Source organism: Pantoea sp. SM3 (assembly GCF_000963995.1).
GTDB lineage: Bacteria > Pseudomonadota > Gammaproteobacteria > Enterobacterales > Enterobacteriaceae > Pantoea > Pantoea rwandensis_B.
Window position 1 is genome coordinate 1 of sequence record NZ_JZRD01000025.1, and the last position, 12,376, is coordinate 12,376.

Here is a 12,376-nt window from a genome sequence, read left to right on the forward strand (position 1 = left end):
TGATAAATTGTTAAAGAGCAGTGCGAACAGCGTGTTAACCGTCTGTCGCGAGGTGGCGTATATTACGCTTTCCTCCTTCAGAGTCAAACACTTTTTTCAGCGTTTTATCTGGCGGGATGAATCACTTCACTCCCTGCTGAGCCGTCTGCGTTGCCGCTTTGCCGTCTCAGTGGTGGCGCATTATAGGGAGTTATTCGGAGTTGACAAGGGTTTATTGCAAAAAAATGATCGTTCGACCTAAATTTAGCCACAACGCTCTATTTCACAACGATTTGCCTGGTAACTGCACAAAATCCTGGGCAAAAACCGCCACTTTATTCCAATCGGTGTATTCCACTTCTTTAGAGGTGTCCGTTTCACCGCCCGTCATACGCATAATCAGTTGAATCATGACACGATCAAACCAGCGATAACGGGGGTAGCGCAACGCGCCAGCAAATACTGCACAGCAATCTGGCTGCCAGGGGGATTGTTCGAGAAACTTGTGCGTGTACGCATTAGTCGCTGGCGTGCATTTATCCGCTTTTCGCGCGGTAAGGTTGACGCTGAAAAAGCCACTGACGCGCTGGTGCAGCTCAGCCTTGTGCTGAGTGACAAACTTCATCAATGCTGGATGGAAATGCCCGTAACGGATCGATGCACCAATCAGCACGCGATCATACTGCGCCCACTCAACTTTTTGCGCTTCCAGCAAATCAATCACATCGCACAGCTGTTGCGGCGCTAATGTCTGCGCAATACGCGCCGCGATCTCGCGGGTTTGCCCATCGCGGCTGGAATATAGAATTAAAGCTTTCATTAGATAATCCTGTTTCTCTTATTCACGCCAGAAAGTCGGGGTGAACAGGACCAGCAGTGTGAACACCTCAAGACGCCCAAACAACATGGTCAAAATCAAAATCCACTTAGCCACATCATTCATAGAAGTGAAGTTGTCTGCCACAACGCCCAGGCCTGGCCCAAGGTTGTTCAGCGTGGCGGCCACAGCAGCAAAAGCGGAGAAGTCATCGACGCCCGTGGCGATGATGGCCAGCATGCTGAGTAAGAACACCAGTGCATAAGCGGAGAAAAATCCCCACACGGCTTCAAGGATGCGTTCCGGCAGCGCGCGATTACCCAACTTAATGGTATAGACCGCGTTCGGATGCACCAACCGCTTCAACTCACGCGAACCCTGCTTGAACAGCAGCAAAATACGAATGACCTTTAATCCACCACCCGTCGATCCCGCCATACCGCCGATAAAAGCAGAGCAGAGCAACAGCACCGGTAGGAACAATGGCCAGCGCGCAATGCTATCGGTGGTAAATCCTGCCGTTGTCGCCATCGATACCACCTGGAAAAAGGCCTGGTTCAGTGTTTGCCAACCGCTGGCATAGACGTTGTGGAACCACAGCACTACCGTACAGATCAGCACTAACGTCAGCTGTACGCCAATAAACATGCGGAATTCGGGATCGCGCCAGTAAACTTTGAGGCTACGGCCGCTCAATAAAGAGAAGTGCAGACCATAGTTACAGCCGGAGATCAGCAGGAACACCGCCACAATGGTATTGATAGTAGGACTGTTGAAGTAGCCGATACTCGCATCATGCGTAGAGAAACCACCAATCGCGATGGTGGAGAAGCTGTGACCTATCGCATCAAACATTGGCATGCCTGCCAGCCACAACGCCACCGCACACGCTACGGTAAGCAATACATAGATGAGCCACAACGTTTTAGCCGTTTCGGCAATACGCGGGCGCATTTTGTTATCTTTCAGCGGCCCCGGCATTTCAGCGCGATACAGCTGCATGCCGCCAACGCCCAGAATCGGCAAGATGGCTACGGCCAGTACGATGATCCCCATACCGCCCAGCCACTGCAGCATTTGACGATAAAACAGAATCGCTTTAGGTAAGGTATCGAGGCCGACTAACGTGGTCGCGCCGGTAGTGGTCAGCCCGGAGAAGGATTCAAAGAAAGCATCAGTGACCGAAAGGTGCGGCTGTTCGGCAAAAATGAAGGGCATCGCACCGACACTGCCCAACACGGTCCAAAAAAGCACGACAATCAGAAACCCTTCGCGCGGTTTAAGCTCAGTTTTCTTTTTGCGATTCGGCCACCACAGCAGCGAGCCAATCACAATCGCCATCATAAATGTCTGGCTAAACGCACGTCCGGCGCCATCGCGATAAATCAAGGCCACCAGCCCCGGCAAGATCATAGTTACCGAGAATAAAATCACCAACAGGCCCACGATGCGGGTAATGGCGCGAAAATGCATTCAGCCGTTCCTTTAAACAGATGCTTTTAGTTGTCCAGCGGGATGAGCGTCAGCGCGCCCCGGCTGTAATCAGAAAGGTTTTGCCGAAAGCCATCGATCTGCGGATGCGGCAACGCCAAACGTAGCGCAATACGATCCTGATAATGGCTCTCTTCGATGATGCCGTCAAAACGTTGCAACAGACGTTCAATATCACTTAACTGGGCATAGTCACATTGCAGGGTAAAAGAGTGCATCGGCACTTTACGCGCACGCGCCAGGTGCTTCAGCCCCTGCTGCACGCCACCGCCATACGCTTTAACTAATCCACCCGTACCCAACATAATGCCGCCATAATAGCGCACGACCACTGCCGTAATCTCGCCCACGCCGCTCCCCATCAGCTGTGCCAGCATAGGCTTGCCTGCGGTGCCGGAAGGCTCACCGTCATCGGAGAACCCCAACTGCTGCGAATCATCCGGCGCACCCGCAACCCACGCCCAGCAGTGATGGCGTGCCGCAGGATGTTCTTGCTTGACCTGCTGGACGAAAGCGCGTGCCGCCTCAACGCCATCGGTATGGGCCAGATAGGTGATAAAACGGCTTTTCTTAATGGTTTCCTCGCTGAGGCTCACAGCTTCAGCGGGAATATCGTACGCCTCCATCAGGCCAGATGCAGATCGCGCGTCATGTTTTCAACGCGATTAGCGTGGATCACCACATTATCTTCGATACGAATACCACCGTACGGTTTCAATGCGTCGATCGCCTGCCAGTCAAAGTACTGGCTGTACTTACCACCACGGAGTTTCGCCAGCAGTGAATCGATAATGTAGAAACCGGGCTCGATGGTCAGCACCATGCCCGGTTCCAGCACACGGGTACAGCGCAGATAAGGATATTGCGACGGTGCAGCCATATGCGTGCCGTTGTCATCTTGCATAAAGCCGGCAACGTCGTGCACCTGCAAGCCCAGCGGATGCCCCAAACCGTGTGGCATAAACGGACCGGTCAGGTCTTCCGCCACCAGCACCTCTTCGGTTAAACCTTTCACCAGGTCGAACTTCAGCAATAGACGGGCGATACGCTGATGCATTTGCAGATGATAATCGGTGTATCGCACGCCCGCTTTCAACGTCGCAATCAGCGCCAACTCTTCTTTATTCATCGCCTCCACCATTTCGGCATAGCGCGATTTGCTTTGTGCTGCATAGCTGCGCGTCAGGTCGGCGGCATAACCAAGATATTCGGCACCGGCATCAATCAGGAAGCTATGACGTTTCACCGGTGGCTGATGGTCGAGTTTGGTGTAGTGCAGCACCGCAGCATGTTCGTTGAGCGCGATAATATTGCCGTATGGCACGTCGGTATCACGATGGCCGGTCGCAGTCAGATATGCCTGGTTTATGTCGAACTCGCTCATCCCCGAGAAGAAGGCTTCTTTCGCCGCACGATGCCCCGCCACGGCAAGCTTCTGCGCCTCACGCATACAGGCCAGTTCGTAGTCAGTTTTAATGCTGCGATGATAATGAAGGAAGTCGATAACGCCTTTTGGATTCACGCGATCGCTCTGAATGCCGAGTTGCGTGGCACGAGATGGCACAGGTCCGATATAAGCCACATTGTTGCGCTGAGCCGGCAACTGTTGCCCAATCTCATCGGCATTTTTCAGGCCAACAACGTCTACATCCTGGGTCCAGAAGCTGTTTGGCAATGGCTCGACGTTATGCCAGTAATCCACTGGCGAGTAGAACCACAGTTTTGGCTTGTTAACACCATCGATCCATAACCAGCAGTTGGGCACCTGCGTCACCGGCACCCAGGCTTTAAATTGCGGATTCACCTTAAACGGATAGTCGTGATCGTCGAGGAAAACGGTTAACAGCTCGCCAGAGTGAATCAACATCGCATCAAGCTTAAAGCGTGCCAGCACCTGTTGCGCTCGCTGTTGCAGCGTATTGATATGCGCGTGATACAGGGTTTTCAGTGAATCCATGGACTTGTCTCCAATATCGCGAAATTGGCCGCAGTGTAGCACAGCCACGCCAGCGTTGCCGTGCTGCACACGCTGTGATCGGCGTACCAAATAATCAAAGACTCGTTTGCAAAAAATTAACATGCCGCCCACACTCCCATTCATCTGGTATGACCAGATCACCTTTCGCGGTTTCAGGAGACGGACATGCTCTACCAAGGCGATACCCTTTCAGTTCACTGGCTTGATGATGGCATTGCAGAACTGGTTTTTGATGCCCCCGGTTCAGTGAACAAACTCGACACTAAAACCGTCGCTTCATTGGGCGACGCACTCAGCGTGCTGGAACAGCAGCCCGATCTGCGTGGCCTGCTGCTCACATCGGCCAAACCAGCATTCATTGTCGGTGCCGATATCACCGAATTCCTGTCGCTGTTTGATGCGCCTGAAGAGAAGCTGAGCCAATGGCTGGCATTTGCGAACAGCATCTTTAACCGTCTGGAAGATTTGCCGGTGCCGACCGTTGCAGCTATTGACGGCTACGCGCTGGGTGGCGGCTGCGAATGCGTGCTGGCGACCGACTTCCGCGTCGCGACGCCCAGCGCCCGCATCGGCTTGCCGGAAACCAAACTCGGCATCATGCCAGGCTTTGGCGGCAGCGTGCGCTTGCCACGTTTGCTCGGCGCTGATAGCGCACTGGAAATCATCGCCGCAGGAAAAGACGTTGATGGCACCAGCGCTCTGCAACTCGGCCTGGTCGATGCGGTAGTGAACAGCGAAAAACTACGCGCTGCGGCACTCACTATGTTGCAGGATGCGGTTGCGCAAGGCAGCTGGCAGGCGCGTCGGGCACCTAAGCTGGCCCCACTGAAATTAAGCCCGATTGAAGCGGCGATGAGCTTCACCATTGCCAAAAGCATGGTGATGCAAACAGCAGGCAAGCACTATCCCGCGCCTATTACCGCGGTGAAAACCATTGAAGCGGCAGCCGGTTTAAGTCGTGACGATGCATTAAAACTGGAAACCGCTGCATTCGTGCCGCTGGCACAAAGCGATGTGGCGCGCGCGCTGGTCGGTATCTTCCTGAACGATCAATATGTCAAAGGCCTGGCGAAAAAGCACAGCAACGCAGCCGGTGCACCGCAGCAGGCCGCCGTGTTGGGCGCAGGCATTATGGGAGGGGGGATTGCTTATCAGTCGGCATGGAAAGGCGTGCCGGTGAAAATGAAAGATATTAATCCGCAGGCGCTGACGCTGGGGATGACGGAAGCCAGTAACCTTCTTAACAAGCAACTGGAACGCGGCAAGATCAACGGCGCCAAACTGGCGAGCGTCCTCACGACGATTCAGCCCACGCTGGATTATGCCGGTTTCGAACGTGCCGATGTGGTGGTCGAGGCCGTGGTCGAGAATCCGCAAATCAAGGCCAAAGTGTTGGCAGAAACCGAGCAACACCTGCGCGAGGATGCCGTACTCGCCTCCAACACGTCGACCATTCCGATTAGCCTGCTAGCGCAATCGCTGCAGCGTCCAGAAAACTTCTGCGGCATGCACTTCTTTAATCCCGTGCCGCGCATGCCGCTGGTTGAGGTGATTCGTGGCGAGCAGACCTCAGAAGCCACCATCAGTAAAGTGGTGGCCTGGGCCAGCAAGATGGGCAAAACACCGATCGTAGTGAATGACTGCCCCGGCTTCTTTGTCAACCGCGTGCTGTTCCCCTATTTCGCTGCTTTTAGTTTGCTGCTGCGTGATGGCGCAGACTTCCGTCAGATTGATAAGGTGATGGAAAAACAGTTCGGCTGGCCAATGGGTCCGGCCTGGTTGCTGGATGTGGTCGGCATTGATACCGCTCATCACGCGCAACAGGTGATGGCACAAGGCTTTCCTTCCCGCATGCAAAAAGATTACCGCGACGCGATTGATGTCCTGTTTGAAGCCAAACGTTACGGTCAGAAAAACGGCCTGGGCTTTTATCAGTGGGAGCATGATAAAAAAGGCAAAGCACAGAAGAGAACCGATCCGGCTGTTGATGCACTGCTGGAACCGATTTGCGAGCCGAAACGCGTGTTCAGCGATGAAGACATTGCCAACCGCATGATGTTGCCAATGCTCAACGAAGTGGTGCGTTGCCTGGAAGAGAAAATTATCGCCTCTCCGGCAGAAGCCGATATGGCGCTGGTGTACGGATTAGGTTTCCCTCCATTCCGAGGGGGCGCCTTCCGCTATATGGATACGCTCGGCCTTAGCAATCTGGTTGATCAAGCCAAACGCTACACCCCACTCGGCCCGCTGTATGCGGTACCTGAACTGTTAGTGCACAAAGCGCATCAGCACCAAAGCTGGTATCCCGCAGCCCAACCGATTGACGAAGCAACACTGCAAAGTGCCTGAGGTAAAGAATATGGAAAAGGTAGTCATAGTTGATGCGGTACGTACACCGATGGGCCGTTCAAAAGGCGGCGCGTTTCGTCAGGTACGCGCGGAAGATCTCTCGGCGCATCTGATGCGCGAGCTGCTGAGCCGCAACCCCGGCGTTGATCCGGCCTCTCTGGATGACATCATTTGGGGATGCGTGCAGCAGACACTGGAACAGGGCTTCAACATTGCGCGTAACGCGGCACTGCTGGCAGAAATTCCGCATCGCGTGCCTGCCAGCACGGTGAATCGCTTGTGCGGTTCGTCAATGCAGGCGCTGCACGATGCGGCGCGCGCGATTATGGTGGGCGATGCGCACAGCTGTTTGATTGGCGGCGTTGAACATATGGGGCATGTGCCAATGAGCCACGGCGTTGATTTCCATCCGGGCTTGGGCCGAACAGTAGCGAAAGCCGCTGGCATGATGGGGTTGACCGCAGAAATGCTGGCGCGTATGCATCACATCACCCGTGAGCAACAGGATGCGTTTGCGCTGCGTTCACATCAACGCGCCTGGGCCGCGACCCAGCGAGGCGATTTCAAACGTGAGATCGTGCCGACCTATGGCCACGATGCCGACGGTGTATTGAAACGCTATGAAACGGATGAAGTCATCCGTGAGGATACCACGCTGGAAGGATTGGCTGCGCTGCGTCCCGCGTTTGACCCGGTTAACGGTACCGTCACCGCAGGCACCTCTTCAGCACTCTCGGATGGCGCCGCCGCCATGTTAATCATGAGTGAAAGTCGCGCCCGCGAACTCGGACTGACCCCGCGTGCGCGCATCCGCAGCATGGCAGTTGTCGGCTGTGATCCCTCCATCATGGGTTACGGTCCGGTGCCGGCCAGCAAACTGGCACTGAAACGCGCCGGATTGAGCGTGCAGGATATCGATTTGTTCGAGCTTAACGAAGCCTTTGCTGCACAGACACTGCCGTGCATTAAGGATTTAGGATTGCTGGATCAGCTCAATGAGAAAGTGAATTTGAATGGCGGCGCGATTGCGCTGGGGCACCCACTCGGATGCTCGGGGGCGCGTATCAGCACGACGCTGCTCAATCTGATGGAACGTCGTGATGCGCAATTTGGTCTGGCGACCATGTGTATTGGCTTAGGCCAGGGCATCGCGACGGTATTCGAACGCGTTTAATACGTTGATGCACGTGTTCCCGCCCTTTCGGGCGGGCTTTTTTACTCAGATAAAGGCAAACGCATCGCCAAACATCTGCGCTTCAACCGCACCACGTTCCGCGCAGAAACGCTCGCGCGCTATCTTCGCCATCTCGAAACGACCCGCAATATAGATATCGTGCTCGCTGAGCGTCGCGTAATCCTGCATCACCGCTGTGAGTACGGTACCACTGCGCCCTTCCCAACCCTCTGCTGGCTGCTCCACCACCGGAATCACCTTGAGATGAGGATGCTTGACCGCCAACGCGTTCAACTCATCCAGATCGTACAAATGCATCAATTCCCGGCCGCCCCAGTAGATGGCGATATCGCGGTCTGGCTGCTGCGCCAGTGCCGTCAGCAGAATCGAACGTGCATAGGAGAAACCGGTGCCGCCCGCGATCAGAATAATGGGGCGATCACTATCTTCACGCAGCCAGGCGTCGCCATGCGGCATATCCACCGTGATTTGACGATCGTTTTTGATGCGATCCATCACCGCCATCGCGTAGAGATTGAGGTCAGATGCGCCAATGTGCAGCTCAATGATGTCTTTTTCCATCGGGGTTGAAGCCAGTGAGAAGGGGCGCTTATCACGCTCATCCATCACTACCATCAGGTATTGCCCCGCACGGAAAGTAAAATCCGCCGCAGGAATTAAACGGACGCGGTAAACGGTATCCGTAATCGCTTCGACCGAAGTCACCTTGCAGTTTAACGTCGTCATACGTGCCCTTTTTTATGGTTTTCTGCCGCCTTTAACGCTGCGGCGGCTCGGCAAAGATAGCTAACTCATCCCAAATTGCGTCAATACGCGCGGTCACCGCCGGATCTTTTACAATCGGTGTACCCCATTCGCGAGTGGTTTCGCCCGGCCACTTATTGGTGGCATCAAGTCCCATCTTCGAGCCCAGGCCGGAAACCGGAGAGGCGAAGTCGAGATAGTCAATTGGCGTATTCTCCACCATCACGGTATCGCGCGCCGGATCCATACGCGTAGTGATCGCCCAAATCACATCGTTCCAGTCACGTGCGTTGACGTCGTCATCGCATACGATCACAAACTTGGTATACATAAACTGGCGCAGGAAAGACCAGACGCCAAACATTACGCGCTTGGCATGCCCGGCATATTGCTTTTTGATCGTCACCACCGCGAGGCGATAAGAACAGCCTTCCGGCGGCAAGTAGAAATCGACAATTTCCGGGAACTGCTTGATCAGAATCGGCACCAGCACTTCATTCAGCGCCACACCCAATACCGCAGGTTCATCCGGCGGACGACCGGTATACGTTGAATGATAAATCGGGTTGCGACGTTGCGTTACGTGCGTCACGGTAAATACCGGGAAGCTGTCTACTTCATTGTAGTAGCCTGTGTGGTCGCCGTAAGGGCCTTCTGGCGCCTTGTCACCCGGTTCGATGTAACCTTCTAAAACGATCTCTGCGCTGGCTGGCACTTCAAGATCGTTAGACAGGCACTTCACCACCTCGGTTTTATTACCGCGCAACAAACCGGCAAAGGCATACTCCGACAACGTATCGGGCACCGGCGTCACTGCGCCCAGAATCGTGGCGGGATCGGCGCCCAACGCCACGGACACCGGGAAGCGTTCGCCCGGATGGGCTTTGCACCACTCCTGAAAATCCAGCGCGCCGCCGCGATGCGACAGCCAGCGCATGATCACGCGGTTTTTGCCGATCACCTGCTGGCGATAAATACCCAGATTCTGACGTTCCTTATGCGGACCACGCGTGACGGTTAAGCCCCAGGTAATCAACGGCGCGGCATCGCCCGGCCAGCACTTCATCACCGGAATGCGCGATAGATCGACATCATCACCACTGAAAACCTCTTCCTGGCACGGTGCATTGCGCAGGCGCTTGGTCGGCATGTTCAGCACTTGTTTGAACTGCGGCATTTTATCGAACAGATCGCGGAAACCTTTTGGCGGCTCGGGTTCTTTCAGAAACGCCAGCAGCTTGCCCACTTCACGCAGCGCGCTGACCTCTTCCTGCCCCATGCCCATCGCCACACGCTTAGGTGTGCCAAACAGGTTACACAATACGGGCATGTCGTACCCTTTCGGGTTCTCAAACAGCAGCGCCGGACCGCCGGCACGCAGGGTGCGATCGGCAATTTCGGTCATCTCTAACTCAGGATCAATCTCCTGAGTGATGCGCTTTAACTCGCCGCGCTGCTCCAGCAACGCGAGGAAGTCTCGTAAATCCTGATATTTCATGCGGCGTTAGCTTCCAGCCAGAGTGAATTGGCCATTATAGGTCTGATTCACGCTGGCGTGTTGTGGTTTGTGGTTCAAGCTGGCTGACAGGAGAAAGGCACCAGCGATTGAATGGCCAGCACATCGTGATGTGCGGCGATTGGCTCACCATGACGGAACACTTTAAAGTCTTCGCCGCGCGCGCTGTAGTAACGCAGGCGGTTTTCACTGACGTGCAGGAAACTGGCTTCTCGCAGAGCGATCACCGACTCATGTGGATTGACGGCGCAGAACTCCGCCAGGCGCTCATCACGCGTTTCCCCCATATGCCCGCTGACGTGAGCATCCAGGTAATGTGGGTTAATCTGCACCGGGAACAGGCCTAATGCAGGCAGAACCACGCTGCTGCGCACCGGCATGTCGTTGGTGGTACGAATCGATGGCGTGGCCACATTGCAACCGGCGCTCCAGCCGACGTAAGGCACATCTCGCTCACGCACGGCACGTTGAATCGCCACGATCAGCCCGTGCTCGTGCAGCATCTGATTGAGGAACCAGGTGTTGCCACCGCTCACCAGGATTAACTCCGCCTGGTCAATTGCGGCCACCGGGGAGTCAAACTCGTGTACGGTGCGCACCTGAATACCCAATGAGTCAGACAGGTCTTGCGCACGCTGCGCATGGTCACCGCGAATGATGGCGTAGGGTACCAGTACCGCCGAGGTGATACCGCGCTGGGCGATCATTGCGTGCAGTTGTGGGTGAGCGTAGCTCAGCAGTGGCGCGTCATCGGCCACTTTGCCATTACTTAATAAGAACAGTTCCATCAGCCAGTCCTTTTTCAAATGAGAGCGAAAGATGGGGAAGGAGTCTGATACAGATGGTCATCAGCCGTCAATTTTCTTGCAAGAAAGCGTTAACAAGCCGCACCAATCGGAAAATTCGTAGTGATTTTTATTTCACAGCCGCGTTTCCACTGGCCGATGCGCTATAACTCTGACAACAGGTTTGTTATTCTTAGCGTCCAATATTTGGGAGCAGTTATGGAATCCTGGTACTTACTCTATTGCAAACGTGGACAGCTGTTGCGCGCGAAAGAGCATCTTGAGCGGCAGGAGGTGAATTGCCTCAGCCCGATGATCGCTCTGGAAAAGATTGTGCGCGGTAAACGCACCACGGTGAGTGAGCCGCTGTTCCCCAACTATCTGTTTATCGAATTCGATCCGGAAGCGATTCACACCACCACCATTAGCAGCACGCGCGGCGTCAGCCACTTTGTGCGCTTTGGCGCGCAACCGGCAACGGTCTCCAGCGAAGTGATTGAAGCGCTGCAAACCGATGTACCGCAAATTATGCTGGATCCAGAAACGCCACAAAGCGGTGATGAAGTGATCATCACCGAAGGGACTTTTGAGGGGCTGCGCGCTATTTTTGCCGAGCCTGATGGCGAAACCCGCTCGGTGTTACTGCTGAACCTGCTCAACAAACAAGTGATGCGCAGCGTCGACAACAAACAGTTCCGTAAGCTTTAAGCCAGTTTAAACAGCTGACGTGCGTTGTGATTGACCTGCGCACCCAGCGCTTCAGCCTCTTCCCCACGCCAGTTCGCCACCTGCTGCACAATATGCGGCAGGAAACATGGCTCGTTTCGACGCGAAGGCGGCCGTGGATGCATATCACGCGGTAGCAGATAAGGCGCATCGGTTTCCAGCAGCAGACGCTCGGCTGGTATCAGTGGCAGCATCTCACGCAATTCCAGGCCACGACGCTCATCGCACACCCAGCCGGTAATACCCACCGATAAACCCAAGGCAAGACACGATTCCAGTTCATCACGCGTGCCGGTAAAACAGTGTGCTACCGCGCCCGTCAATTTCGGCAGCCACGGCTCCAGCACCGCAACAAAACGATCGTGCGCTTCGCGGCAGTGGAGAAACACCGGCAGTTTTAACTCCGCTGCCAGCGCCAGCTGTGCATCAAAGGCATACTCCTGCTGGTCGTGCGCCGAGAGATTGCGGTTAAAATCGAGGCCGCATTCACCGATCGCCACCACTTGCTCACTCTCAGCCAGACGGCGCAACGTGTTCGCCGTCTCTGCCGACCATTCACTGGCGTGATGCGGATGCACGCCGGCTGTAGACCAGCAGTAGCCTGGGTGCTGTGCCGCGAGCTGACGCGCCTGCTGGCTCTCCAGCGCATTGGTGCCGGTAATCAGCAGGCCGGTGACGCCTGCTTCGCGCGCGCGTTTAACCACCTGATCGCGATCTTTTGCGAATTGCGTGCTGGTCAGGTTTACACCGATATCAAACATGTCTTCTCCCAAATAAAAACCGCCCAATGTGTGGG

At 55.1% G+C, this 12,376-nt stretch carries 12 protein-coding genes; 4 read left to right on the top strand and 8 right to left on the bottom strand.

The annotated features are described in order from the left end of the window. Positions 1-241 (top strand): hypothetical protein (locus VI01_RS25745; protein ID WP_045815808.1); only part of this gene is annotated, 241 nt, incomplete at its 5' end. 21 nt (positions 242-262) lie between these two features. Here the strand turns inward: VI01_RS25745 and hemG are convergent. Genes hemG through pepQ form a run of 4 tightly spaced genes read right to left on the bottom strand, consistent with a single transcriptional unit; the run spans position 263 to position 4,244 of the window. Beyond that, positions 263-799, bottom strand: coding sequence for a menaquinone-dependent protoporphyrinogen IX dehydrogenase (gene hemG / locus VI01_RS15265; protein WP_038643763.1), 537 nt, complete (start codon positions 797-799; stop codon positions 263-265). An 18-nt stretch (positions 800-817) separates the two neighbouring features. Then, the gene (trkH, locus tag VI01_RS15270; protein WP_038643764.1) at positions 818-2,269 is read right to left on the bottom strand and encodes a Trk system potassium transporter TrkH; all 1,452 of its coding nucleotides are present in this window, start codon (positions 2,267-2,269) and stop codon (positions 818-820) included. Positions 2,270-2,295: 26 nt separating this feature from the next. Next, the gene (locus tag VI01_RS15275; RefSeq protein WP_045815809.1) at positions 2,296-2,913 is read right to left on the bottom strand and encodes an IMPACT family protein; all 618 of its coding nucleotides are present in this window, start codon (positions 2,911-2,913) and stop codon (positions 2,296-2,298) included. Further along, positions 2,913-4,244, bottom strand: a complete 1,332-nt coding sequence (pepQ, locus tag VI01_RS15280; RefSeq protein ID WP_045815833.1) for a Xaa-Pro dipeptidase — start codon at positions 4,242-4,244, stop codon at positions 2,913-2,915. The genes VI01_RS15275 and pepQ overlap by 1 nt, the downstream gene beginning before the upstream one ends. A gap of 186 nt (positions 4,245-4,430) precedes the next feature. Between pepQ and fadB the strand changes: the two genes are divergently transcribed. Together fadB and fadA are read left to right on the top strand one after the other, a co-directional pair. Next, complete coding sequence (gene fadB / locus VI01_RS15285; RefSeq protein ID WP_045815810.1) at positions 4,431-6,614, top strand: fatty acid oxidation complex subunit alpha FadB; 2,184 nt, start codon at positions 4,431-4,433, stop codon at positions 6,612-6,614. Positions 6,615-6,624: 10 nt separating this feature from the next. Then, entirely contained in the window at positions 6,625-7,788 is a 1,164-nt protein-coding gene (gene fadA / locus VI01_RS15290; protein WP_038643767.1) for an acetyl-CoA C-acyltransferase FadA, read from the top strand. Positions 7,789-7,833: 45 nt separating this feature from the next. Here fadA and fre read toward each other — a convergent pair whose 3' ends face one another. The 3 genes from fre to pepE all read right to left on the bottom strand — a co-directional run bounded on the left by fre (position 7,834) and on the right by pepE (position 10,857). Then, positions 7,834-8,535: an NAD(P)H-flavin reductase gene (gene fre, locus VI01_RS15295; RefSeq protein ID WP_038643768.1), complete on the bottom strand. Its 702-nt coding sequence runs from the start codon at positions 8,533-8,535 to the stop codon at positions 7,834-7,836. A 31-nt stretch (positions 8,536-8,566) separates the two neighbouring features. Continuing rightward, on the bottom strand, positions 8,567-10,051 hold the full coding sequence (gene ubiD / locus VI01_RS15300) for a 4-hydroxy-3-polyprenylbenzoate decarboxylase (protein ID WP_045815811.1): 1,485 nt from the start codon (positions 10,049-10,051) through the stop codon (positions 8,567-8,569). A 74-nt stretch (positions 10,052-10,125) separates the two neighbouring features. Beyond that, the gene (pepE, locus tag VI01_RS15305) at positions 10,126-10,857 is read right to left on the bottom strand and encodes a dipeptidase PepE (protein ID WP_038643770.1); all 732 of its coding nucleotides are present in this window, start codon (positions 10,855-10,857) and stop codon (positions 10,126-10,128) included. Between the two features lie 216 nt (positions 10,858-11,073). Here pepE and rfaH point away from each other — a divergent pair, with 216 nt between their 5' ends. Next, complete coding sequence (gene rfaH, locus VI01_RS15310; protein WP_038643771.1) at positions 11,074-11,562, top strand: transcription/translation regulatory transformer protein RfaH; 489 nt, start codon at positions 11,074-11,076, stop codon at positions 11,560-11,562. Here the strand turns inward: rfaH and tatD are convergent. Then, positions 11,559-12,341 carry a 3'-5' ssDNA/RNA exonuclease TatD gene (tatD, locus tag VI01_RS15315; RefSeq protein ID WP_045815812.1) on the bottom strand — a complete coding sequence of 261 codons (783 nt, stop codon included), beginning with the start codon at positions 12,339-12,341 and terminating at the stop codon, positions 11,559-11,561. The two genes, rfaH and tatD, sit on opposite strands and share 4 nt — an antisense overlap. Between the last annotated feature and the right edge of the window lie 35 nt (positions 12,342-12,376).